This window comes from uncultured Paraglaciecola sp., assembly GCF_943787955.1.
Taxonomy (GTDB): domain Bacteria; phylum Pseudomonadota; class Gammaproteobacteria; order Enterobacterales; family Alteromonadaceae; genus Paraglaciecola.
On the sequence record NZ_CALSOK010000014.1, the window covers coordinates 66,573 to 91,327 of the forward strand.

Annotated in this window: 26 protein-coding genes and 1 pseudogene; 12 read left to right on the forward strand and 15 right to left on the reverse strand. The window is 38.9% G+C overall.

What is annotated here, in order from left to right; translation table 11 throughout:
* Positions 1-246: 246 nt before the first annotated feature.
* The 4 genes and pseudogenes from Q0Y52_RS13900 to Q0Y52_RS19580 all read right to left on the reverse strand — a co-directional run.
* Positions 247-1,470: a DUF3300 domain-containing protein gene (locus tag Q0Y52_RS13900; protein WP_297822517.1), complete on the reverse strand. Its 1,224-nt coding sequence runs from the start codon at positions 1,468-1,470 to the stop codon at positions 247-249.
* A gap of 124 nt (positions 1,471-1,594) precedes the next feature.
* Positions 1,595-2,212 carry a GTP cyclohydrolase II gene (gene ribA, locus Q0Y52_RS13905; protein ID WP_297822520.1) on the reverse strand — a complete coding sequence of 206 codons (618 nt, stop codon included), beginning with the start codon at positions 2,210-2,212 and terminating at the stop codon, positions 1,595-1,597.
* A 142-nt stretch (positions 2,213-2,354) separates the two neighbouring features.
* Positions 2,355-5,201, reverse strand: a complete 2,847-nt coding sequence (locus Q0Y52_RS13910; RefSeq protein ID WP_297822522.1) for an EAL domain-containing protein — start codon at positions 5,199-5,201, stop codon at positions 2,355-2,357.
* 166 nt (positions 5,202-5,367) lie between these two features.
* Positions 5,368-5,463 (reverse strand): annotated as a pseudogene (locus Q0Y52_RS19580) (hypothetical protein); the annotation flags it as partial.
* A 260-nt stretch (positions 5,464-5,723) separates the two neighbouring features.
* Between Q0Y52_RS19580 and Q0Y52_RS13915 the strand changes: the two are divergent.
* The 3 genes from Q0Y52_RS13915 (at position 5,724) to Q0Y52_RS13925 (ending at position 7,462) form a co-directional block, all read left to right on the forward strand.
* Positions 5,724-6,050: a cytochrome c gene (locus Q0Y52_RS13915; RefSeq protein WP_297822524.1), complete on the forward strand. Its 327-nt coding sequence runs from the start codon at positions 5,724-5,726 to the stop codon at positions 6,048-6,050.
* A gap of 55 nt (positions 6,051-6,105) precedes the next feature.
* Positions 6,106-6,687 carry an HD family hydrolase gene (locus tag Q0Y52_RS13920; RefSeq protein ID WP_297822526.1) on the forward strand — a complete coding sequence of 194 codons (582 nt, stop codon included), beginning with the start codon at positions 6,106-6,108 and terminating at the stop codon, positions 6,685-6,687.
* Between the two features lie 94 nt (positions 6,688-6,781).
* On the forward strand, positions 6,782-7,462 hold the full coding sequence (locus Q0Y52_RS13925; protein ID WP_297822528.1) for a glutathione S-transferase: 681 nt from the start codon (positions 6,782-6,784) through the stop codon (positions 7,460-7,462).
* 69 nt (positions 7,463-7,531) lie between these two features.
* Here Q0Y52_RS13925 and metJ read toward each other — a convergent pair whose 3' ends face one another.
* Positions 7,532-7,849 carry a met regulon transcriptional regulator MetJ gene (metJ, locus tag Q0Y52_RS13930; protein ID WP_297822708.1) on the reverse strand — a complete coding sequence of 106 codons (318 nt, stop codon included), beginning with the start codon at positions 7,847-7,849 and terminating at the stop codon, positions 7,532-7,534.
* Between the two features lie 154 nt (positions 7,850-8,003).
* On the opposite strand from metJ, the gene metF reads away from it, so the two are divergent.
* Both metF and Q0Y52_RS13940 read left to right on the forward strand, forming a co-directional pair.
* Positions 8,004-8,888 (forward strand): methylenetetrahydrofolate reductase, encoded by an 885-nt coding sequence (gene metF / locus Q0Y52_RS13935; protein WP_297822530.1) that lies wholly within the window; start codon positions 8,004-8,006, stop codon positions 8,886-8,888.
* 29 nt (positions 8,889-8,917) lie between these two features.
* Entirely contained in the window at positions 8,918-9,817 is a 900-nt protein-coding gene (locus tag Q0Y52_RS13940) for a virulence factor BrkB family protein (protein ID WP_297822531.1), read from the forward strand.
* 21 nt (positions 9,818-9,838) lie between these two features.
* Here Q0Y52_RS13940 and Q0Y52_RS13945 read toward each other — a convergent pair whose 3' ends face one another.
* Together Q0Y52_RS13945 and Q0Y52_RS13950 are read right to left on the reverse strand one after the other, a co-directional pair.
* Positions 9,839-10,477 (reverse strand): DUF2959 domain-containing protein, encoded by a 639-nt coding sequence (locus tag Q0Y52_RS13945; RefSeq protein WP_297822533.1) that lies wholly within the window; start codon positions 10,475-10,477, stop codon positions 9,839-9,841.
* 2 nt (positions 10,478-10,479) lie between these two features.
* Entirely contained in the window at positions 10,480-10,707 is a 228-nt protein-coding gene (locus Q0Y52_RS13950) for a hypothetical protein (protein WP_101197531.1), read from the reverse strand.
* 96 nt (positions 10,708-10,803) lie between these two features.
* Here Q0Y52_RS13950 and pip point away from each other — a divergent pair, with 96 nt between their 5' ends.
* From pip to Q0Y52_RS13965, 3 genes are all read left to right on the forward strand, one after another.
* Complete coding sequence (gene pip, locus Q0Y52_RS13955) at positions 10,804-11,772, forward strand: prolyl aminopeptidase (RefSeq protein ID WP_297822537.1); 969 nt, start codon at positions 10,804-10,806, stop codon at positions 11,770-11,772.
* Positions 11,769-12,206 carry a D-aminoacyl-tRNA deacylase gene (dtd, locus tag Q0Y52_RS13960; protein WP_297822709.1) on the forward strand — a complete coding sequence of 146 codons (438 nt, stop codon included), beginning with the start codon at positions 11,769-11,771 and terminating at the stop codon, positions 12,204-12,206. The genes pip and dtd overlap by 4 nt, the downstream gene beginning before the upstream one ends.
* A gap of 88 nt (positions 12,207-12,294) precedes the next feature.
* Entirely contained in the window at positions 12,295-13,194 is a 900-nt protein-coding gene (locus Q0Y52_RS13965) for a bifunctional GNAT family N-acetyltransferase/hotdog fold thioesterase (protein WP_297822539.1), read from the forward strand.
* Positions 13,195-13,274: 80 nt separating this feature from the next.
* On the opposite strand, the gene rpoH is transcribed toward Q0Y52_RS13965, so the two are convergent.
* Entirely contained in the window at positions 13,275-14,129 is an 855-nt protein-coding gene (gene rpoH / locus Q0Y52_RS13970; protein ID WP_297822541.1) for an RNA polymerase sigma factor RpoH, read from the reverse strand.
* A 617-nt stretch (positions 14,130-14,746) separates the two neighbouring features.
* Here rpoH and Q0Y52_RS13975 point away from each other — a divergent pair.
* Positions 14,747-15,130: a succinylglutamate desuccinylase/aspartoacylase family protein gene (locus tag Q0Y52_RS13975; protein WP_297822543.1), complete on the forward strand. Its 384-nt coding sequence runs from the start codon at positions 14,747-14,749 to the stop codon at positions 15,128-15,130.
* A gap of 26 nt (positions 15,131-15,156) precedes the next feature.
* Here Q0Y52_RS13975 and Q0Y52_RS13980 read toward each other — a convergent pair whose 3' ends face one another.
* The 3 genes from Q0Y52_RS13980 to Q0Y52_RS13990 all read right to left on the reverse strand — a co-directional run bounded on the left by Q0Y52_RS13980 (position 15,157) and on the right by Q0Y52_RS13990 (position 18,046).
* Positions 15,157-15,558, reverse strand: a complete 402-nt coding sequence (locus tag Q0Y52_RS13980; protein ID WP_366939297.1) for an Lrp/AsnC family transcriptional regulator — start codon at positions 15,556-15,558, stop codon at positions 15,157-15,159.
* A gap of 65 nt (positions 15,559-15,623) precedes the next feature.
* Positions 15,624-16,742 carry an anhydro-N-acetylmuramic acid kinase gene (locus Q0Y52_RS13985; RefSeq protein ID WP_297822545.1) on the reverse strand — a complete coding sequence of 373 codons (1,119 nt, stop codon included), beginning with the start codon at positions 16,740-16,742 and terminating at the stop codon, positions 15,624-15,626.
* An 8-nt stretch (positions 16,743-16,750) separates the two neighbouring features.
* Positions 16,751-18,046 carry a peptidoglycan DD-metalloendopeptidase family protein gene (locus Q0Y52_RS13990; protein ID WP_297822547.1) on the reverse strand — a complete coding sequence of 432 codons (1,296 nt, stop codon included), beginning with the start codon at positions 18,044-18,046 and terminating at the stop codon, positions 16,751-16,753.
* A 208-nt stretch (positions 18,047-18,254) separates the two neighbouring features.
* Between Q0Y52_RS13990 and tyrS the strand changes: the two genes are divergently transcribed.
* On the forward strand, positions 18,255-19,454 hold the full coding sequence (gene tyrS, locus Q0Y52_RS13995) for a tyrosine--tRNA ligase (RefSeq protein ID WP_297822549.1): 1,200 nt from the start codon (positions 18,255-18,257) through the stop codon (positions 19,452-19,454).
* A gap of 66 nt (positions 19,455-19,520) precedes the next feature.
* Here the strand turns inward: tyrS and Q0Y52_RS14000 are convergent, their stop codons facing one another.
* From Q0Y52_RS14000 to Q0Y52_RS14015, 4 genes are all read right to left on the reverse strand, one after another.
* Complete coding sequence (locus Q0Y52_RS14000) at positions 19,521-19,943, reverse strand: DUF2721 domain-containing protein (protein WP_297822551.1); 423 nt, start codon at positions 19,941-19,943, stop codon at positions 19,521-19,523.
* Positions 19,944-19,970: 27 nt separating this feature from the next.
* Positions 19,971-20,345, reverse strand: a complete 375-nt coding sequence (locus tag Q0Y52_RS14005) for a rhodanese-like domain-containing protein (RefSeq protein WP_297822553.1) — start codon at positions 20,343-20,345, stop codon at positions 19,971-19,973.
* Positions 20,346-20,447: 102 nt separating this feature from the next.
* Positions 20,448-21,371 carry a cobalamin biosynthesis protein gene (locus Q0Y52_RS14010; protein ID WP_297822556.1) on the reverse strand — a complete coding sequence of 308 codons (924 nt, stop codon included), beginning with the start codon at positions 21,369-21,371 and terminating at the stop codon, positions 20,448-20,450.
* Positions 21,372-21,409: 38 nt separating this feature from the next.
* Positions 21,410-22,105: a 5'-methylthioadenosine/adenosylhomocysteine nucleosidase gene (locus tag Q0Y52_RS14015; RefSeq protein WP_297822559.1), complete on the reverse strand. Its 696-nt coding sequence runs from the start codon at positions 22,103-22,105 to the stop codon at positions 21,410-21,412.
* 160 nt (positions 22,106-22,265) lie between these two features.
* Between Q0Y52_RS14015 and Q0Y52_RS14020 the strand changes: the two genes are divergently transcribed.
* The gene (locus tag Q0Y52_RS14020; protein ID WP_297822561.1) at positions 22,266-23,423 is read left to right on the forward strand and encodes a tetratricopeptide repeat protein; all 1,158 of its coding nucleotides are present in this window, start codon (positions 22,266-22,268) and stop codon (positions 23,421-23,423) included.
* Between the two features lie 90 nt (positions 23,424-23,513).
* A complete protein-coding gene (locus Q0Y52_RS14025) occupies positions 23,514-24,683 on the forward strand; it encodes a tetratricopeptide repeat protein (RefSeq protein ID WP_297822564.1) in 1,170 nt (389 codons plus the stop codon).
* Positions 24,684-24,755 lie beyond the last annotated feature (72 nt).

Consider the following 24,755-nt stretch of genomic DNA (forward strand, 5'->3'; position numbering starts at 1 on the left):
AAAGCTCAAATAAACCGTCCAGAAGGTTATATTCGGTTTGCGAAGTACAATGCACTTATACTTTGGCAGGTGTGGGATACAGATTATCTTTGTTTATTCTTATTTTGACGAGACACTTTTATTAGCCTGGACTTGTTTTGTTTATTTGAACTGGCTCGATAGTTTTTACTTTTATGAACACTTTTATTATTTGAGTTGTAAGTGCTTGCTGTCTTCTGAGTGTCAACTGTGGAGGGTTTTACTTTGTTACTTTGCGCTCCTATCGATACCCTTTTGTGACTTCCCACTATTTTGCTGCTTATTATCAATCTTAGAGGGGGTGCGAGGGCGATAATCATTGTTCCGTTTATGACTTTGGTGTTTTTTATTTTGATTAATAATCCGTTTTTTATTACTCATTAACTTATCAGTCTTCATTACTTTTGTTTGACGGTCAGTCTGTGGTTGCTCACCTAAAGCTTGTTTGAACTTTTTAGTATTAGCTCTGTTATGATTTTTTGAGTAATCATTAACATTTAACACCCTTTGTTTATCAATCTTTTGGTTACCTTGTCTTTTATTACTACCGTTAACGTTTCGCACAATACGTTGACCATTAATTCGATGATGTGCACCCCGTCTATGTTGCTGGTTATGACTCCAGCGAGGGTACTCTTTAACTCGAACCACTTGACGATTATTGTGGACATTGTGATTATTTGACCAATATCTGTTTGCATGGCTTCGGTAGTGATAGTTAGCGACAACATGACGATTACGCCAATTAAAGCCCCCAAAATAGAAGCTGGGGCGAATGTTGAACCCTATGCTCCAATACAAACCAGCATTAAACACGCTATGTACTGGTCTATGCCAATAATAGGGTGGGTGGTTTTGCCACCACCAGTTGCCATAAACAACGCGCGTATCATAGTAGGGCACAGAGACGATTTCTTCCCGCACCGTTTCTATAATAATTTCACCTTCTTCTTGCTCTACATTGACATAGTCATTATTTGCTAAATTACCTTGTTGGTAGGCTTTTTGACGTAAGTTTTGAATGCTTGTTAGTATCTGCTTTTCGTTTACTAAAAACGCACTACCTAGTGATTGTAACCAGTTCAAGTCTGCACTGAGTTTCTGTAATAGTTCATTAAACGGAACCAGTGCTTGGATGCTGGGCTCCCAATTTTTATTTCCCACTGCATTGAGAGCTTGTTGTTCATCTAAGTCTGCATTTGTTGCTCGCCAACGAGCGGCTTGAATGACTTCTAAGGGGTAGGTTGATGCCACCAAAATATGTGAGAGTAACGTGTCAGGATAAAGGGCGATTGGCGCTAATATTTGATCGAGTTGTGCTTGGTCAAGCACAACAGGTTTAGAGGTTTCTGAGCTTAATTCATCCTGCGCTTGAGCAAGTTGCACAACGCTACCTATCAATAGGCATAAAACACATATATAGATGTATATGTACTTGGTTTGATTACGCATAACCCTTTCCTTCTTAAATGGAAAAATCCAGTGCTACCCAAAAGTATAGGCAACATTTATAACTGTAGGTTAGGTTATACGTTAGCTAGCCTTAACCATGGCTGAATGCTCGCTGACGGGAATGTTATTTAAGCAGGGCCTTATCGAACTGATGACCTAACTTCTCTGTTTTAGTACGAATGTAGTTTCGATTATCATCGGTTATGCCATGATCAATGGGGGTGCGTTGTGCCACGTTAATTCCCATATTGGAAAGAGCTAATACTTTCTTGGGATTGTTAGTCATGAGGTTGACATTATTTATTTTTAATTTATGTAACATCAACTTGCAGATACCATAATCCCTGATATCGGCATCAAAACCCAAGTGTTCATTTGCTTCGACAGTATCCATGCCTTCATCTTGTAATTGATAAGCCCGAATTTTGTTGAGTAAACCTATGCCCCTCCCTTCCTGACGCAGATACAACAATACTCCTTTGCCTTGCTGAACAATATTTTCCAATGCCTTTTGTAGTTGTGCACCACAATCACAGCGAGTACTGAACAGTGCATCGCCGGTCAAACACTCGGAATGAATACGAATAGGCACGATATCTTCTGCGTCCCATTGGCCGTATGAGAGGGCAATATGCTCTTGCGCTAGTTCATTATCAATAAAACCATGAATATGAAACTTACCCCAGTGAGTGGGTAATTTGGCCGAACTAACATATTGATACTGATCTATTTTGGACTTCATATTTTGTAAAACGTACTTAATTAAAGGAAATTATGGGTTAAATATACATTTATTGTGTAATGGGATATTCAAGTTCATGAACATATATTTACTTTTTGGATCTCTATATGGGCATCATTCAGTCTTTTGCAATAGCTTGAGATTATCTATGTTGAGTAAAATCAGCCAGTGCATGAGGTTTAGCAACACCATATCCTTGGGCAAAATCAACACCCATTTTACCCAGTTCAACCATTATTTCAGTTGATTCAACAAATTCGGCGACTGTTTCTATTCCCATGGCTTTCGCGACGTCTTTAATTGAATTAACCATAGCCATGTCTATGGGGTCAACCAAAATGCCCTTTACAAAACTTCCGTCTATCTTGATCTGATCAACAGGCAAGTTTTTCAAATAGTTATAGGATGAGAATCCATTACCAAAATTATCCAAGGCAAACAAGCAGCCCAATTTGTGAAAGGTGTTAATAAATTCTAAGGTTTCATCCATCTTTAAAATGGCCATGCCTTCGGTAATTTCGAAGCATACTTTTGTATAAGGAATTTTATACTTTTCAAAGGCACTCAAAACAAATAGTTTGAGCTCTTTATCTGCTAATGAGTGCCCACTTAGATTAATGCTTACTCGCATCAGTTCAGCGTTATGTTGGGGATTGTTCGCCAACCAGCAAAAATAATTTTCTACTACCCAACGGTCTATGTTCCCAGTGAGGTTATAACGTTCGGCAGCAGGTAAAAAAGTAACTGGACGGACAATATTGCCTTCCTGATCGCGCATTCTGAGTAATATTTCATAGTGATGACCTTCTACACGTTTACTCAGTGCTTGATAATGTTGGTAATACAATTCAAAGCTGTCGTTTTCAAAGGCATAATTTATATGTGATACCCAAGATATCTCACACTCATAGCGCTGCATATGTTTATCTTGTGCCGCGTAAGTATGCACTTGATTACGACCACGCTCTTTGGCTAAATAACAGGCTGAATCGGCCATACTTAATAATTGCTCCGGCGAATTGATATTAGGCTGCCAAGGTACTTGGCCAATGCTAATACTTAATGTGAAGATCCGATTTTCCCAAATGAAACGAAACTCCTGAACAGCATTGAGAAGTTTGTTGGCCAGCAGATAGGCCATTTGCGCATTATCCCCCTCAAGTAATACGCCAAACTCAGCACCACCGAGTCTTGCCAAAATTCCTTTTTCCATCACTACTGCATCAAGCTTTTGTGTTATCTGCTTGATTAGCAAGTCGCCTGCTTTATGCCCGCAGGTGTCGTTAACCACCTTAAATTGGTCTAAGTCCATGTAAAGTAGGGTTAAATCATTTTTGTGATTTTGAGCTTTATGTAAACCGCTTTGAAGTCGACGTTCAAATTCACTTCTATTGTAGACCCCCGTAAGCGAATCGTGTGTGGCCAAATATTCCAGACTAATATTTGATAGCTTGCGTTCGGTTACATCTGATATAGAACCAAACAGGTACTCTTTATCATCTTCTCGCTTGATTTGACATGAGATTGAAAACCAAAATTCGCTGCCATCTTTTCGTACACCTTTTATCTCTTTGCTAATGACCTTACCGCTTTTATGTATCTCTCCAAGCATAACTGCACGGTCTTGGGGGTTGGAATAAAATTGAGCCGCATTATATATTTCCCTCAACATCTCTGTCTCGTCAAGATAGCCAAACAGGCTGCACATGGCAGGATTTACACTTATTAGTTGACCGTCGAGGTTGGAAGTATATAGCCCCTCTGCAGAATTCCTAAATAAGTCATAAAAGTGTTGCAGATCTTTAATTGCTAGTTGTTGTTGCATGTTGTGACGGTATGTTAGAACGCGGTCATGTGCTTCAATCGCTAATGCAATTATCATGATGCCTAACATTATTAGCACGGTGAAGATCAGGGATATCTGTTGCGTTAATGGCATGCCAGATAAAAATAACGACACTTGTCCAAAGCCGCTTATGGTAATAAAAGCCAGTCCCAACAAACCAACCAAGTTAACCGTTTTTTTATCAGGTTTATGATAGAAAAATCCTAGTAACCCGATAAGCGTTCCAGATATAGCCGCCATCAGCGTCGAAAATGTGATTTGCAGTGCGCTATCAGAGGAAAATGCCATTCCCAGTGTTATAAATCCAAAGCTATATAGAGCATATCGCCAGACAGTAGGGACTCTCTCTAATATTGCAAAAGTGACTTTTGCTGACGTTAATAATAATAGTCCAAGCAATGCACAGCTAAGATTCGATATGTAGGCAGTAATCCCCGTTATTTGACCTAATACCCCCTTGGTGTTTAAAAATAATAATAAAAATGCGGCACTAGAAAGCGCAAACCAAAAACGCACGGGGCTGCGCATAAAGATGTAGGTAATTAAAAAATAACAGGCTAGCAAAGTAAGCCCACCACTAATAAAACCAATGATTGCTAAAAGAAATTGTTCTCTTTCGACCAATGATGATTGTCTGTCTAGGTTGACGGGAAACACTAATGGGCCGTCGTCGTTAATTCTTATAAAAACTGTTACCGTTTGTTGTTCTGCACTTATCGGGGTAATAAATGTTCTGTATTTGAAAGCCCGTTTTGAATAATCCTGATTACTACCCATTAGGTAAGAGCCTAAAATACGATCTTTTTCATCCAATAAAAAAACGTCAACATAATCCAATTGGGGATTACCAATAGTCAAAAAATACTGCTCTTCGGCAGGATTATCAAATACAATTTTGAACTTGCCCCATAGGCTCTGCTCTTGGTTAATTTGATTAGGCATAAAGCTGGACTGCCAATCTTGTAAGTTTTGAATGTCAGATAGTTGTAAGCTCTTTGCTTCTATCAACCAATCAATTTTACCAAGTAAATTAATATGAGTGTCATGCTTTGATATTATCACCTGCTCTGATGCAATGTTTTTTGGGTGCCAGAATGCACATAAAAAACATAACACAAAACCAATTGAGTAGAGTGATTTCATTTTTTTCCTACAAAAATTACGAATTATATACGTTGGCGTATATTGTATGTTATTGCCACTACTTTTGAAAAATATCTAAGCTTATGCAAGGGCGATATCCCTAACTACTAAAAATATTTCTCACTCTTTTCCCAAATCACAAGGGAAGTACAGAGAATTTTTGTTGTTCATCTATATCTTCTGCCAGAAAGAGTCCGCGTCCACCTCCCAATTCAGGGTTCCATTGTTCAATTTGGTGCCCTCCATATTTTTGCGCCACAGACCTGTAATTCAATACACCTGTTCAGTAAATATTAGGTTGAATAAATGGCTTTCGTGTTGCTACTCACTCTGGAAGTTTAAAGCAGTTGCAAGGCAGTGATTAAAAACTTCTAAGCGTGAGTTTTTCAATTTAATTGGCTTGACTTCACTACTCAGTGCAGTAAATTCCTCAACAAACGAATATTCTAACTTCATATAAAACGCTTATTTAATAACGCTAATATCTACTCATACATTTGGGTGAAATACTGAGGATTAAACATGAAAAAAAATCATAGCAATTTATTATGCATTGTTTTTGCTACCGCTGGACTTATGTCGTCACCCATACTCGCAGCAGATATTGCGGCAGGCAAAGCTAAATCTGTTGCTTGTGGGGCGTGCCATGGTAGTAATGGTATTTCTATGATACCAATGTATCCTAATCTAGCTGGACAGAAAGAGCAGTATTTGGTTTTACAGATGAAAGCATTTCGTGATGGAGAGCGCAAAAATATGATAATGGCACCTATGACCACTGGATTAAGTGATACCGATATTGCCAATCTATCTATATATTTTTCGAGTTTAGATCCAGCTGGGAAGTAAACGAGCTATTAACTTACCTTAATACGATCACTGCCACTCGTTCAGAGAGTAATAAATGACTGAGAATTTTCAAGCTATCACCCAGTTTATCGTCGAAATTGAAAAATTAAAAAATGTTGAACGTAAGATTAAACCTGTTGGTTTATTACGTTATGAAAATAGTGCTGAGCATAGCTGGCAAATTGCTTTATTGTCCTTAACACTTCTGCCCTACGCAGAGCAAAATCCAGACCCACTAATAGTCGTCACAATGTTGTTGTTACATGACATTGTAGAAATAGATACGGGTGATAAGTTCGCTTATGACGCTAACCACGATGACTATGAAAATGAATTGGTATCAGCGCAAAGAATTTTTGCTATTTTGCCTAATGAACAAGCAAAAAACTATCTCAAACTCTGGATGGAATTTGAACAAGCTAAAACACCAGAAGCGCAATTTGCGAAAGCAATAGACAGGTTAATGCCTGTGATACAGAACCTTTATAACGGCTGCCAAAGCTGGATTGATCACGATATTTCTGTTAGCCAAATATTGCTTAAAAACTCTGCTATTGAAAAGGCTAATCCACAATTGTGGCAATGGATAAAGCAGCAAATTATAGAAGCAGGTGAACGGGTGGGTTTGAGGCGTTAGAAAAAGTTGAATTGTATACATTAATAAATAAGGTGGTCTTAGCCAAGGTCTACGTGTATAAAATACAAACAACTTTTTTATTAAGGAAGGCTAGATGATTGTAGTTCACCATTTAAATAACTCCCGTTCACAACGTATTTTGTGGTTGCTGCAAGAGCTTAATCTGGAATACGAAGTTAAACCCTATCAGAGGGATAGTGTAACCAATCTAGCCCCTATCACGCTGACATTAATTCACCCTTTGGGCAAATCCCCAATCATTACCGATGGGAATATTACTGTGGCTGAATCAGGTGCCATAATTGAATATTTAATCGGGGCCTACAACAAAAACGGAGCTGAGGGTCACCTCACTGTTCCACAACGTGGTACTGAGGTACATAGGCAATACATATACTGGCTGCACTTTGCTGAAGGCACACTGATGCCACCTCTAGTGGCTAAGTTAGTGCTGGATAGGGTAAGAACTAATGCTAAGCCGTTTTTTATTAAAATAATTGCAAATAAGATTGTGGATAAATTAATGGCAGCTTATTACGGGCCGATTATAGCTCAAAACATGGATTATATTGAAAGCCATTTAGCACATAACGCTTGGTTTGCAGGTGAAGAGTTAACAGGTGCTGATATACAAATGAGTTTTCCACTTGAAGCTGCAGTGGCACGAGGTAATACCAAAACCTTCCCAAACATTACCAAGTTTGTTGAAAAAGTCCATGCGAGACCTGCTTATCAGGCGGCCTTAGAAAAAGGTGGGAAATATGATTATGTATAGATTATTTTAGAGTCATAAACTTTAAGGTTTTAAATGAACATATTTGGCTTAGGCTTTACCCTCTGCCAATTAGTTTTCTTCTGTTTTTTTAGATAAGTTCATCTCCATCATAAGTTTCCTTACTTCTTTGGGAATGAGTTGAGTATTGTCTTTTTCTAAATCTTCATCATCAGGTAATGGTTGTCCGGTAAAAGCATGTAAGAATGCTTCACACAATAATTCAGAATTGGTTGCGTGACGCAGATTATTCACCTGACGGCGAGTTCGCTCGTCGGTGAGTACTTTCAATACTTTAAGCGGTATAGAGACTGTGACTTTTTTTACCATCTCGCTTTTTTTGCCGTGTTCTGCGTAAGGATGAATATATTCACCGTTCCATTTTGTCAAATTAGCCATTTTTTCGTTCTTTTATCTTTCTTATGCATTGAAATTCTAAACATTACGGGGAAAAGGTCAATGGTAGACTGCTAAACATCTTGACGGCTTTACGTTCAAAGTTTATTTTGGACGTCTATACGGCTAAATATTTTTGGAGTTACCCATGGCGTCTTACGCTCAAGGGATAGATGCATTAAATCAATCATTATCAGAGGTGAAAGGGATTGATGTATCGTTTGAATTCTTTCCACCTAAAACCGAGTTAATGGAAAAAACGTTGTGGAAATCTGTAGAGCGTTTAGCGCCCTTAAAGCCGTCTTATATGTCTGTGACCTATGGGGCGAATAGTGGTGAACGAGACAGGACCCATGATGTGGTGAAACGTATTCAGGCTGAGACCGGCATTAAGGCTGTGCCACATTTAACCTGTGTTGATGCAACCCGTGAAGAACTCATTGAAATTGCTAAAGATTATTGGCAAAGCGGGATCAGAAAAATTGTCGCATTGCGAGGTGATTTACCAGACGGTGTTGAAAAGCCCCAGTCTTATGCTTCTGATTTAGTCACATTGCTAAAAGATGTAGCAGACTTTGAAATTGCAGTTGCAGCTTATCCAGAGAAACACCCAGAAGCACCCAATAGCCAGTTTGATTTACTCAATTTAAAGCGGAAGGCGGATGCTGGTGCCACCGAAGCGATAAGTCAGTTTTTTTTTGATGCCGAAGTCTTTTTACGTTTTCGTGATCGTGCTGCGGCTGCAGGAATTGATTTAGACATTGTGCCAGGAATATTACCTGTGACCAATTATCAAACATTGCAACGTTTTGCCGGTTTTACCAATGTACATGTGCCTCAGTGGTTGCATAAAATGTACAGTGGTTTAGAAACCGACGATCAGACAACTCGAAATTTAATGGGCGCTAACATTGCTATGGATATGGTCAAAGTCTTAGCTAAAGAAGGGGTGAGGAAATTCCATTTTTATACTCTTAATCGTAGTGAACTGAGTTACGCTATTTGCCATATGCTGGGTGTTAGAGCAGACTAACCAGAAGTTATGACTAATGGTATCAATGCATGCAAAAAAATACTTTTGACATTCAAAAAGTAAGACAAGGGTTAATCACAGCAAAAGAATTCTCTTTGCTGTTTGTTAGACACTGTAAACAAGACAAAATAACCGTGTCTGCAGGCCATCTAGCTTTCGTATCTTTGTTGTCCCTTGTGCCTTTTATTATGGTGTCCTTAACTATATTGTCAGCTTTTCCTGCATTTGCCGATGCCAGAGGTGAACTTGAAGCGCTTATTTTTAACAGTTTTGTACCTCATGCAGGTGGGCAAGTGCAAACCTATGTCACGGAGTTTGTGAGTAACGCATCTGGAATGGGGGCCATTGGGATCCTGTCATTGATGGTCGTCGCATTGATGTTGATATCCAATATCGATAAAACCCTTAACAGCATCTGGCAATCACAAAGTGAAAGACCAATAATCTTTACCCTTGCGATTTATTGGATGGTGCTGACACTCGGCCCTCTATTAATGGGGTCAAGTGTAGCTGTGAGTTCTTACTTAATGAGTTTGGCCAATTCAGCCGAAGAATATACACTTGGCGTGACGACAACCATTCTCAAAGTCGTGCCTTTTGTTACTTCTGTTGGTGCATTTTTTCTTATCTATATGTTGGTGCCTAATAAAAAAATTGATCCGAAACATGCTGCCTTTGGTGCTTTAGTCGGTGCTGTGTTATTTGAAACCAGCAAAAAAGCGTTTGCCTTATATGTGACAAGCTTTCCTTCATATCAGCTGATTTATGGTGCTTTAGCGGTGATCCCAATCTTGTTTGTTTGGGTTTATTTGTCTTGGATGGTGGTGTTGATTGGGGCAGAGGTGACCCATGTACTGGAGATGTTTTTAAACGATGAATCACAAGACATGTTTATTGAAGAAGATGAAGAACCCAATTCGACATCCTAGGCTGTGTTGAGCCAGACTTAGTTATTGGCTTTTTATACTAGATATAAAGCTGTTGGATTCAGCAATTGCGTTGTTCATTTCTGATACAAGCTGATTAATCTCTTTCTTTATTCCACTAAATTCGTCTTGCAATGCCCCTATGGCACTGGCGTTTAGATTGTGTTTTAAATACAGCACATTGTCTCTTAAAGCCGATAACACCGGGTCCATCTTTCTTTCTGCTCTACGCATGGCGCTAAGCAACGATTTGTAACGGCGTTGAGTGTCTTTTAGTTTGCGTTGGCTATCTCGTTTGAGCGTTTCATTAGTGTATTTTTCAAGTTCTTCTTCCCACTCATTAAATAAAGCCTCAGCAACACTTTCTACCTTGTCAATTCTGTTGGTTACCGAAGCTGCAGATTGGTCACTGGCTTCAAATTGATCTTTGAGTTGGCTGTATATATCTTGCAGTTCGCCGCCGTTAAAGTTAATGAGCTGACTAAGTTCATCTAATGCTGAGCTAAATTGCTTTTGGGCATTTTCTTGAGATTTTTTTGCGTCTTCAACTCTGTCGACTAAGATATCGCGCTTTTCGACACCCACCTTTTCCCATGCAGCATAATAGGCGCTTTGGCATCCAGTTAAGAAAATCAGTAATGATATTAATATAATTTTTTTCATAGTTAACCTTTATATCGGGCAGCATCAATGATGGCCCAGACATGAAAAATAAAACCAAAGATAGCCATAAAAAATAAAATGCCAGTGGCGGCTAGGGAATAATTGACACTCACCAACACAAAAAATAATATGGCAGCTAGAATTCTACCCTGTACCAATTGCCCCAATCCGGGAATAAAAAAACTGCATATTGCGGCCAATACGTTGCCACCTGAACCTTGTCCTGACATATTCTTTCTCCGTTGATAATAAAGTAACTTTTAATGTGCTTAAGTAGTAAATTAAATCATTACAGAAAAATAAACAAATAGGATATGTAAATTCGTATGACTAAACTCTTCCCTGATATTCAAGCTTTTGCATCAGAAATGTTAGCCGTATCCAGCGATCATTCATTATATGTGGAACAAACTGGTAATCCCAGAGGTATTCCAGTGCTTTACTTGCATGGTGGCCCTGGGGCTGGAATAGGGAAGGATTACCGCCGATTTTTTGACCCTGATAAATATTGGATCATTGGGTTTGACCAAAGAGGGTGTGGGAAATCGACTCCTTTTGGCGAGCTTGACAATAATAACAGTCATGCTTTGGTTGATGATGTACTTTTGATCCAGCAACACCTTAAGATTAAAAAATGGGTTTTATTTGGTGGTTCTTGGGGTTCCACATTGGCTTTGCTGGTGGCAATTCGGCAACCTGATAATGTGATAGGACTTATTTTACGTGGAATTTTTCTAGCAAGAGAGCAAGATTATACTTGGTATCTAGAGGCGTCAGGTGGGGCTGCGCAGCTTTTCCCAGAATATTACCAAGACTTTCTCACACCCATAAAAAGTAGACCTGCGGATTTATCCATTGTTGATGCCTATTACCAAATATTTAACAGTAATAACGAAGTGACAAAAATGGCAGCCATCAAGGCATGGTGTTTGTGGGAAGCTAGAATTAGCCGACTTCATTGCCAGTTTGATGAGGGCCAGTTGGTTTCAGATGTACATCGAGCTATCAGCTTAGCTCTGTTGGAATGCCACTACATAAAACATCTTTGTTTTATTTCTGAAAATTATATTTTGCAAAATGTTGAGAAAATACAACATTTGCCCGTTACTATTATTCACGGACGATATGACTGTGTATGCAAAATTGAAGCAGCTTATTCATTAAATCAACACTGGCAAAATAGTCAACTCAATATCATTCCCGAGTCCGGGCATAGTGCGGGTGAGAAAATGACCACTGAGGCCTTATGTGCCGCCACTCAATCTATGGCCAACTTTTGGTCAGAACAGCAATGATTGCGCTGATCCAACGGGTTAAGCAAGCAAAAGTAGAAGTAGCTGGACATACTGTAGGTGAGATTGGTCAAGGTATTTTAGTATTACTGGGGGTTGAAAAAGATGACGATAAACTGAAGACACAAAAACTGTGTCAGAAAGTTATGAATTATCGAATTTTTTCTGATCAACAAGGAAAAATGAATCTTAATGTACGGCAAGTGGAAGGTGAATTGCTGATTGTTTCACAGTTTACTTTAGTCGCGGATACACAAAGCGGTAATCGACCAAGTTTTTCCTGTGCAGCACCAGCTGAGTTAGGCGAAACCCTGTATGAATATTTTATCGAATGTTGTCAAACCAACGGGATGCCTTCTCAAACAGGAAAGTTTGGTGCAGACATGCAGGTTTCATTATTGAATGATGGCCCTGTCACTTTTCAATTAAAAGTATAATTTGCTGCTGCCTGTTTTATAGTTTCTAATAGTTTGTTTCTGCTGAGAGTGTCTTCAGCCAAATAAATCCATGGGGAGCCTTGAACAGATGTATAAAATTGATACGCCATCAAGTGAACAAGATTTTACAGACTATTTTGCATGTCGGTGGAAAATGTTAAGAGAGCCTTGGAAATACCCTGAGGGCTCTGAAAAGGATGAATACGAACAAGTCAGTCAACATCGAATGATCCGTAACCCTGATGGCGATGTGATTGCTGTTGGTCGAGTACACATGAATACGGCAGAAGAAGCGCAAGTGCGCCATGTTGCGGTCGAAAAAGACTACCAAGGAAAAGGGTTGGCAAAAATGTTGGTGGCCTCTCTAGAAGCGGTGGCCAGATCAGAGGGGGCGGTCCGCATTGTGACCAATAGTACCCAGGCATCTATCGCGTTGTTTACCAGCTTGGGGTTTGAAGCTCAAAGTGGGGCACCTAAAGAACTAGGAGAGCAACAGCGTCAGCAGATGGTGAAAAAGCTCACTGACCCAAGCAGTATTCTGTTGCATCCCAAATGGTGCAAGTTACTTCAAAGCACTTGGCATGACACTATTCCTATTAGTAAACAAATGGGTATCAAGATACATCAATATACAGGGCGTACTATTGAGACTCGAGCATCTTTGAACAAAAATATTAATCTACACGGCACTATGTTTGCAGGCAGCATCTTTTCTTTGGCAACTTTGACTGGCTGGGGTATGATTTTTTTACAGCTCAAAGAAAAGGGGCTAGATGGTGAGATTGTGTTAGGTGACGGTAATATTCATTATCATAAACCTATTACCATGCAGCCTAGAGCATTGTGTAACATTGAGTCACTGAGTGGTAAATTAGAACCTTTGGGTAAAAACAAAAAGTGCCAGATTAAGTTGAGTGTTGCTATTTTAGACGGTGATAATGCTGTAGCTGAATTTTCTGGAGTATTTTGGGTACTGCCCAATAGTTAAATTGAAGATTGAGTTTATTTTAGACAAAAAAAAGCACATTAATTGCGCTTTCTTGTTGACTATCGATACATAGAATTTTGTTAAGCCACCATTGAAGTCTGTAGCTTTTTCATCGCATTCTTTTCAATTTGACGAACACGCTCAGCAGACACTTGGTACTTATCAGCCAAGTCTTGTAAGGTTGTTTTGTCATCTGATAACCAGCGAGTTTGGATGATATGTTGACTACGGTCGTCAAGTGTTTTGAGTGCAGCGTATAATTTTCCGGATGCATTCGAATCCCAGTCTGCATTGATAACATCAGATTCTACGTCTGTCGTTTTATCCTCAAGAAATTGAACTGGTGCAAAGCTACCACTTTCATCATCATCAGCAGACAAGTCGAAAGCTTGATCATGACTGCTCATGCGAGCTTCCATTTGCAATACTTCTTTGGTGCTGACACCTAACGTTTCTGCTACCTTTTGTACTTCTGCATGGGTGAACCATCCGAGGCGTTTCTTGTTTTTACGCAGATTGAAAAATAACTTACGTTGTGCTTTGGTGGTCGCCACTTTAACGATACGCCAGTTCTTCAGTACGAATTCATGTATCTCAGCTTTTATCCAATGCACAGCAAAAGAAACTAAGCGAACACCTACCGTTGGATCGAAGCGTTTAACCGCTTTCATCAAGCCAATGTTGCCTTCTTGAATCAAATCAGCTTGAGGCAAACCATAACCGGAATACGATTTTGCTATGTGAACTACAAAACGCAAGTGAGACATAATCAGCTTTCTGGCAGCTTGTAAGTCACCGTCTTGTTGTAAACGTTCAGCTAACCCACGCTCATCTTCAGCGCTGAGCATATTAATGCTACTCACAGCTTGTACGTAAGTCTCGATACTTCCCGTCTGCGGGACAGTTAATGTCAGTGCGCGTAAATCTGTACTCATAATTACCCCCGTATTTAACCTTAGCTCGCGATTTTAGCAAAAAAAAATTAAATCTGCGAACTAAATTCATTCCATTATATCCAAAAATTGATGCCGAATTGATTGGAACTATACTTTTTTTTGCAAATTTGAATGTGTTAAATGTGACTCAAATATTTATTTCGAGCTAATATAAAAATTATCTTGGAAATATATAATGTATTTTGGTTTCGAATTAAATCCTTTTTATTACGAAATAAAGGTATCTCATGGATCAACAACCTCTTTGATAAATATTCTGGGAAAGTAAATGTTCCATGTTTATATACGTTGCATGCCGAGTAATATTAAATAAGAAAGAAGTTATTTACCTACGAATTATTATTTAGTGATGCTGATAATGAATGCTTAAGTCATTCGCCTGATAAAGCGACATCAAAAATATTAACTAGTAGCTATTTAGATTTAGAATAATTCAGCGGGTAAATCCGTTTTTATTAATTTTTACCAAGATCCGCTATTGTTTGGTTTTTCGTCTTCTCTTGAACCAACGAGGTGTTGATTAAAGTATTAGAAACGGCGAAACATTCTTCTGAGTTGATTCAAAATTTTAGGACATGTAAAGATTTAGGTTAGATATGGGTAGTCAAGAGGTGATTAGTTTTCAAGACGGCGTATATGACGTTAAAAGCATTCTGACTCATTTAATTGCCAAGGGCTGCTTACCTGGTGGTTCATTCTTACCTGAAAACATTTCACCCAATGCTGTCACTCTAAATAACTACAAAACACTTTTTACCCAACAAGGTGGCATAGTGGAATATATCGCTAAGCCTGGTGATATAGTCAAAAAAAGTGGATTACTAGCCAGGGTGCTTAATGTCGAAAATTTAGATATAAATAAAGCGACGACAGATATCTTAGCTCCCTGTAACTTGGTGGCCATTTTACATTTTCCATCCGCTTCTGTGCTTAGTGGTATCCAATTGTATAGGTGTTTTACTGAGTGTTTTGAGCTGTAGTAGCCGAGATTATAGTGAGGTTTACGTCAAACTTTAGGTAGTACAGTTCCGTTTATTTGTTTGTAAATCAGAGCTGTTTCAACATGGTTGACTTCTTTTCTTGCGGTAATGGCATTAAACACAAAATCTCGTAAATGTTCCGTATCACCCAAACTTGCATGCAGTAAAAAGTCGTTTTCGCGACCCATATGATAAAGACTTATCACTTCAGGTAATAAAGCTAATTGTCTTTGAAAAGTATTGATTGTAGGCCGACTGTGATCAGAAAGACGAATAGAAATCATCACTTGAATGTTGCCTCCTAAGGCTTGAAAGTCGACATTTAACCGCACGCCTTTAATGACCTGTTCGCTTTGTAATTTCTTAATTCTTTCAAGACATGAAGACGGTGCCAGTCCAACCAATTCAGCGATATCTTTATTGTTCATTCTAGCGTCTTTGTATTAGGCCGCTAAAATGGCGATATCTGTTTTATCTATCTGGCGTCTTGCGATCACTCTTTTCTACCTGGACAATAAGTGCCTAATATGGCTCCTTTTTTCGCACCCGTCACACTGGCGATACTGCCTTGTATTTTATTAACATGGGCATAGGCAAGCCAAGCAAAGGCCATAGCTTCAACTGCATCGGCTTCTACGCCCAGTTCATCTGTGGTGAATAACTCACATTCGTGTAGTTGAGACTCGAGTTCTTCAACTAAAAACTCATTTCGAGCTCCTCCACCACAAATATACACCTGCTCAACATCTTTAAATTGTAAAACTTGCTTGGCAATTGTATGTGTAGTCAACATTACCAATGTTGCCTGCACAACTTGTGGATCAATAAAGCGTCTCATACTGCTTAGGTTTTGCTGTAACCACGACAGGTTAAATTGTTCACGCCCGCAACTTTTGGGTGCTGGCACTGAAAAATATGGATGTTTGCTTAATAGTTGGAACAGCTCAGAGTCTACAGAACACTGAGATGCCCATTGCCCTTTTTCATCATAGTTTTGTCCCGTATGAAGCTTACACCAAACATCTAACAAAGTATTTCCAGGGCCTGTATCGTAACCGATAATGTCATCAGAATCGTTTTTGGGTAGATAGGTAATATTTGCAATACCACCAATATTGATCACCACCCTTGATTTTTTTGAACTGGCAAACACTGCTTTATGAAAAGCCGGTACTAAGGGGGCGCCTTGACCGCCTAAAGCGATGTCTTTTCGCCTAAAGTCGGCGATTACGTCAATGCCTGTTAATGTTGCTAGTGTGTTAGGATCACCAATCTGCAAACTAAAGCCATGTTCACCTAAGGGAATATGACGAATTGTTTGTCCGTGTGAGCCAATTGCTATGATTTGATCAGGGCGAACATGGTTGTCTTTAAGCAATTGCAATGAAGCCTCAGCAAACGTCTCAGCCACAGCTCTGTCCGCGCGACCCATTCGTTCTATTTCATTATCACTTGGTGCGCTCAGTTGGTGTAATTCATCAGATAAAGAAGATGGAAAAGGAAAGGTTCGGCAGTCTAATAGCCTTGGGTGAGACCCAGAAAAATCTACTAAGGCAGCATCAACTCCATCAATACTGGTTCCGGACATCAATCCTAGATATAGATGTGGCATAGCTGCCCTTAATTCATTGCTAACATAATACGTTTGTTATTATTTAATTGCTGCAATCTGATTGCTGCAATATCAGTAAATTTAACTTTCTCTTTATTTGCGATGGGCTCAGCTTTTGGTAAATTTACTGTGCGGGGATTGCGATGCACACCATTCACTAAAAACTCATAATGTAAATGTGGTCCTGAAGCCAAACCGGTAGATCCTACAGTGCCTATCAGTTGGCCTTGCTTAACGGTTTGGCCTTTTTTTGCTTTACGTTTTGTAAAGTGTAGATATTTGGTCACATATTTTTCACCATGTTGAATAAATACATGGTGACCATTATATTTGTCGTAGGCTGATTTTATCACTTTACCATCACCTGCTGCCATCACTGGGGTGCCACGGTCTGCAGCATAGTCGACGCCTCTATGGGCTTTCCAACGTTTTTGCACTGGGTGAAAGCGGTTTTTCTTAAAACTTGAGCTGATATATCTGAAGTTGACTGGCGCGCGCAAAAAACTTTTGCGCATACTATTGCCTTGGGGAGTGTAGAAATTACCATCATCATAACGAATAGCTGTGAACGCTTCACCCTGATTGATAAATTGTGCGGCGACTATGTTGCCATTTTCAATGAACTCACCTTTTATGTAATGTTCTTCAAACATCACGTAAAAACTGTCTCCGGCTCTAAGGCCTAAAGCAAAATCAATATCCCAGCCAAAAATACCTGCTACTTGCATGATTTGGTTATTGGTTAAATTAGCCTTCAGTCCTGCATTCCAAAAGCTGTTGGTAACGTCGCCATGTGTATAATTTAGACGGGTATCTACTTCAAGTGTATCAATTTCACTGATAAATGTATTATTTTCATTTTTAGTAACAACCAGAGTATCTGTGCTTGAAAATGGGTACTTCAATGAGATTAACTGGCCTTGTGGATCGATTTGCAACTCTAATACGTCACCAGGCATTATTTTTAGTAGTTTTTTTGCCAGTTTACCCGCTTTGCTGACACGATAGGTTTGCTGTGGAGACAAACCGCTGCGTTTGAATATCATAGCCAAATTATCACCTTTTTTGACAACGACCGACTTCGCCTCGTTTATTGTTTCAAGACCCAAAAGGTTTTCTACAGGTAAGTTATTAAAGTTAACTTCTAGTTCATATCGTTTACCAACTTCTAAAGTAGAGACTGTGCTTTTGTATGCGCTGACTGGCTCTGAAGGTAAAAGAAACAAAATAAATAGACATCCTGCAACCGCAGACATCAACCATCTGTGGGGTTTAGGAATATTTTTAAGGGTCTTTTTAATCACAAATACAACACATTTGGTGAGACAGACCTGCAGAATATATGCATTATAAAAGATATTCCAGTTGCCGCTACGTTTTCGCGCCGTTTATTGGGTGTAGGTAATCACTTTTAGTTATCGTAAAAAATACCATAGCCCTTTCATTGCTGGGTCTTGGCAAGTAAAATATAAGTATTAAGATAAATTGCAGATTTTTAAGAAGGTTATAAAAATGTCAGATTGGCAAAGTGCGATGGCTGAAATTCAGCGTGGAGCAGAGGAAATATTATTAGAAGATGAGCTTATTGCTAAACTAAAAGAAGGCAAACCATTAAAAATTAAAGCTGGATTCGATCCTACCGCACCTGACTTACATTTAGGTCATACTGTACTGATCAACAAGTTACGTACTTTTCAGCAACTTGGTCATGAAGTGATATTTCTAATTGGCGATTTCACTGGCATGATTGGTGATCCAACCGGTAAAAATGTTACCAGAAAACCATTGACTAAAGAAGATGTGTTGGCCAACGCTGAAACCTACAAAGAGCAAGTATTCAAGATCCTTGACCCAGCAAAAACATCCATTCGTTTCAACTCTCAGTGGATGGAAAAATTGGGTGCCGCAGGCATGATAAAACTTGCGTCTAATCAGACTGTAGCGCGAATGTTGGAAAGGGATGATTTCAAAAAACGTTATGCCGGTGGTCAACCTATTGCGATCCATGAATTTCTCTATCCTCTTGTGCAAGGTTGGGACTCCGTTGCATTAGAAGCAGATGTCGAGTTGGGTGGCACCGATCAACGATTTAATCTTTTAATGGGTAGGGAATTACAAAAATCTGAAGGTCAAAGACAACAAACAGTATTGATGATGCCGTTACTTGAGGGATTAGATGGTGTACAAAAAATGTCTAAATCTTTGGGGAATTATATTGGGATTACCGATGCGCCAAACGATATGTTTGGCAAGGTGATGTCTATATCTGATGATTTAATGTGGCGTTATTATGATTTATTGAGCTTTATCCCTAAGAATGAAATTGAAGTTATTAAACAAACTGTTGAAGCAGGGGCAAACCCAAGAGATAGTAAAATCAACTTGGCAAAAGAGTTAATTGCGCGCTTTCATAGCGAACAAGATGCAGAAGCGGCACATCAAGACTTTATCCAGCGCTTTCAGAAAAATGTTATTCCTGATGAGATGCCAGAATTTGAATATTTGTTGCCTTCCGAAGGGTTGATGATTGCGAATGTTTTAAAAGATGCTGGTCTAGTTAATTCGACCTCTGATGCTATGCGGATGGTCAAACAAGGTGCAGTTAAGATCGATGGTGAAAAAGTCAATAACTCTAAACATCGTTTTACTCAACCTTTACAGGTGGTTTTGCAGATTGGTAAACGCAAATTTGCTCGCATCACGTTTAAGTAAAATAAGAGGTCAGTTTCCTTAGAAATTGACCTCTTGAAAATATTCTTGGTGAGTTGTCTTTTTGTTTTATCGGTTGATATTTTGTTTATTCCAAGAACGTTTTTTAGCGGGTAAATTCAAGTGACTTAAATGCATATCTAGAGCCTCGACAGAAATATGTATTTCTCTTACTGACAACCAAAGCGAATATAATAATAACACTAGGCTAGAGGCGAATATTGTGCTCCCAACTGTTTGATAGTTAGCATAAATAGCTAACATGGACAAGACACATAAGAAAAAACTTCCCATGCCAGCACCTTGCATATTTTTGATCAATTGAATGCGTGAGCGTAGGCTTTTTATTTGTCCTTGATCATTTTCGTTACTCTCACTTAGGTCAAAGTTTCTGATAATACTTGCTAGCGCTAAAAAACGGTTGGTATAGGCTAGTAGCAACAGCGATATGGCCGGAAACAACATTGCTGGCGTGGTGAGGGTGATATCCATAAGCTGAATCTACCTACTTAATGAAGATTACTTTGCAACGGGCAAGCCTGCTTTTAACCAAGCCTGCATATCACCTTTAAGATGACGAAGGTTTTGGTGACCATTTTTTTGTAAAGCCTCGGCTGCTTTTCCCGCTCGGTAACCGGAACGACAATAAAGCACGATTGGCTTTTCCTTTGAAATTCTCAAAATAGCAGGATTGTCAATAATGTTGCTCAATGGGACATTGATAGCATTCGGTACATGTCCTTGTTGGAATTCTTCAGGTGTGCGAACGTCTACTATTACAACACTATTTGTATTTGCTTCGAGTAATTCTTGTTGGCTTATGTCACCAACGTTGGAAGAGAAGGCTGAAAAACTTAGCAAGCTTAATATCCAAAAGGTAACGTGATTGAACATAATATATTCTCCGTCTTGGTGAGTAAGATCTGATAGTAAATAGTGCGGTACAGCCTGTAAAGGATATTAGCAGTTGATTTGCCAATACAAGTTAACATTTTGTTATTTAGTAATTAAAAATGACAATGCACACCCCAAAAAATAAAGGGTTAACCATACCCATGTTGCCCGAGCTGTTGCGGCTAAGGCTCTGGTGTTATCGGCCAGTATGATTTGTCTGTTTCCACCACATTTTTTAGTGCGTACTTTTTGTTGATCGTAGTAGGCTGGACCACCAAGTTCGATTCCTAAACTCGCTCCACACAAGTTTAAAACAAATAAGTGATTACATTGATAACTTATACGCTGGAATATCGCAGCTGAACCCTGGTTAATGTTGACTGCTATCACAACACTCAGGCTCGCTAGCTTACTAGGTAACCACTGTAATATATTGACAACGTGACGGACAGGTTGGCCAAAATACCTAAACTTTGCTAATTTAGTATTCCAACACAAAGATAATTCGTAGATTAAACGGTAAGTCAGTGCGCCCACTCCTCCGGTTAGTAGATACCAGAAAACCACTGAACAATACTGGTAGCTATATCGTAATAATAATGACTCAATATTGGCTTTGACCATGCCTAATGGAGACATTTGTTCGGTTTCCCTTCTGACTATTTGTGATAGTGCATGCCGCGCTAACATTTTTTGCTGTCTTGATAACGCAGCGCAGACTCGACGGGTTTGTTTGGGAATATTTTGAAAGCGTAAAGCAACAAGAAGCATTAATGCTTCAAAAAAAATAGGATACTCAGATAAGTATTTAAATACCGCTAATATGCTACAAAAAGGTAGCAGTAAAACGATACAAGCTAAGGTGCCTGATATTTCTTGTTGCCGAATAGAATTTCGTTCTGGCGAAAGTACTTTAGCTTGCATACCTGATGCTAAGACTTTTATAAAACTGATTGGGTGGTATTTGTCAGGCCAAGGTAAGTAACGTTCCACAACAATAATCAACAATAATACCCAAAATGGCAAAAAATGCTCATTTAATAAGGTATTGATAATGCTATGCATTACGCTAATTTTGCAATAGTTTGCATCACTAGCGTTGCCGAATTTTTAGCTGCATGGTCGAGGTATGCTTGAAAAGAAACAGTCGACGTTTTACCAGCAATATCAGACAGTGAGCGGATAACCAAAAATGGAGTACTTAATAAGTGGCAACTCTGAGCAATGGCTACACCTTCCATTTCTACTGCACAGACAGCTGGAAAGTTTTGCCTAATAACGTCCGCAGATTCATCACTTCCAACAAATGAATCTCCTGTACAAATAAGCCCTTGCTGAACTTGTATGTCTTTTAGGCTAGTTGCAGCATTAGAAGCGTGCTCAAGTAACACTTTGTCACATTCAAAATATGCTGGCATACCTGCGGTTTGACCAAGTTCGTAGCCAAAGTGTGTTAAGTCAGCGTCGTGGTGTCGTAACTCATTCGCTATAACAATATCCCCAATGTTCAGGTGACTAGAAAAACCCCCAGCCGAACCCGTATTTATAACGAAATCAGGAGCGAAATGATGGATCACCACGCTAGTTGAAACAGATGCTGCCACTTTACCTATTCCACATTTGACCAAAGCAACATCGACTTCACCAAGTTTGCCAATATATACGGTAAGGTGATTAAAGTGTTTTTCTTGGCAACTTTTCAAAGATGCACGAATAAGGGTTATTTCTTCATCCATGGCACCTAAAATAGCAATTTTCATATCGTTTTCTATATTCACAATTAGTTAATATCATTAACCTAAGTCTATTACGTCTGCTAGTGTTATAGAACAACTCAAAGGTTTAAATTTCGAGAAAATCAAAAACAATACATTATATTGGTAAAAGTTCGACAACCTTTTTACTAACTGTAGGTGAGCTATGAAACACTTCAGTATCTTACTCGTTACTATTATATTTATTGGTTGTCAGGCGGTTCCAAAAATATCGGTTAGTCATAAAACGTTACTTTATGATGAGGGGTTTGAAGGGTTTGAAAATGTTACTGTAGAAAGTGAAATAGAAATTTTCGAATTAAATGATGAAGCTAAAGCCTTTGCTCAATCTGCGATAAGAGGAGTATCAAAACCCAAAGAACAAATTCAAGCTCTGGTTCAACATATTTTTTCTCGTTCAGATTTGAATTTATTGTATCGAGCTGAAGCCAATACTGTTGCCAATCAAACGTTTCGCAATAGAGCTGCCAACTGCCTTTCAATGTCAATTATGACTTATGCTTTAGCCAATGAGCTAGGTTTTAGTGTGCGATTCCAAGATATAGAAATCCCCGAGTACTGGACAATAAGAGAAGGGCAAAGTTTGCTAAATGGACATATTAATTTGCAGATATTACCCCGTTCCAGACGCAAGCGTACTCAATTTTTGACGCAAGGCTTTGAAGTCGATTTCGATGCACAAGCTACCCGAGAGCATTTTCCTAAAACACTGCTTAAGCTCAATCAAGTTGTTGCCATGTTTCACAATAATAATGGTGGCGATGCATTGTTAAAAAAAGATTACGTAAAAGCATATGCTTATTTTCGATCTGCTTTTTTGCAATCCCCCAACCTGTCTTCTGTTTTGACAAACTTAGGTTATTTGTATCGACTCATAGGTCAGTATGAGCTTGCTGAAAAAACTTACCTTTGGGCCATTAAAAAAAATAAAGAAAATTTAACTGCCTGGCGTAATTTATCGTATTTATATCGGTATATGGGGCATGCTGAAAAAGCCAACAATATCGAGAGTCGGGTGACACGTCAGCGTTTAGAAAATCCCTTTTTTCACATTAATAGGGGGGATAAAGCGTTAGAGAAACAACAATGGCAAATTGCGCTAAAGCATTATCAACGTGCTCTAAAGTTAGATAAAAGCAATCACGAAGTATTCTTTGGGTTGGGTAAAACCTATTTTGAATTAGGTGATATTAAACGAAGTTATCATTACTTGAAGCTCGCTAAAAAGAAATCAAGAACTGAACAGCAACAAGCCACGTATCAGAGGGAAATTGACATGTTAGCGACCATTAAGCCTGGATAAGTCAGCAGTTTATTATGTTGAAATAACTAGTCGTTATTGCTTACGCCAGCTATGTTATTAGTATGTTGATTTACTAGTGAAGTGCATCGAATGCAGCTAACCTCATATACCCAAAATATTCTAATTACACTCGTTACCTGTTTGTCTTTTTGTGCCTGTCAATCCACCACCCTCTATGTTACTCCGTCTGAGTCATTGTTATACGATTTAGGCTTCGTTGGCTTTGAGGAAATTCAAGTAGAGTCAGAGCAGGAAATATTCATATTAGATGAAGAAGCTAAAGTATTTGTAAAAGCAACCATTGAACCAATTACAAATAAAATTGATCAAATGGAAGCTTTGGTTAGAGCCATATTTGATCGCTCAGATCTCAATTTACTTTATCAGGGAGATGCCAACAACACCGCCAATGAGACCTATCATTCCCGTACAGCAAATTGCTTGTCTATGTCTATCATGACTTATGCCATGGCAATTGAAGCGGGTTTTTACGTGGATTTTCAGGAAATTATGATCCCTGAATTTTGGACAAGAAAAGCGGGTTTTAGTTTGTTAAATGGGCATATCAATTTAAAGATGTCTGCTCCCCATGACCCAAGCGCTTTTATGCTTAACGCACGTAGTTTTCAGGTTGATTTTGATCCCCAGTCATCAAGAAGTGGATTGCAAAAAAAAATCGTGAATAAACAAGCTGTAATGGCTAGGTTTTATAATAATAAAGGTGCTGATGCTTTGTTGCGAAAAGATTATACATCCGCTTACGCTTATTTTCGTGAAGCTCTGTTATTTGACCCCTATTTTGACTCAGGGTGGGTCAATCTGGGGATTGTGTATCGATTAAGCGGGTACTTTAATCAGGCTGAAAAAACTTATCAACATGCATTGGGATTGAACTCTGATAATTTAACTGCTTGGGAAAACCTTGCTTATCTGTATACATTTACCGGACGAGAAAAAGAAGCTGAGAATATTTTGGCGGAAGTTGAATATAAGCGAAACCGCAATCCTTATTACCACTTAAATTTAGGTGAACAAGAGATGGAGCAGGAACATTGGGATCAAGCTTTGGCACATTTCCGAAGAGCTTTGGCTTTAGATAGAAGTAAACATGAGGTATATTTTGGACTGGCTAGAGCATACTTCGAAATTGGTGAGTTGCAACAAAGCCTACGCTATCTTAAACAAGCTAAAATTAAGGCGCATAACCGCCAAGACGAAGACAAGTATCAAAACAAATTAGACTTTTTAGGTAATTTGTAGATATTTGATAAATGCCTGCATCTTGCATTGTTACCATAGAAACTGCCTTGTTAATATTTTCGGCGGCTGTTC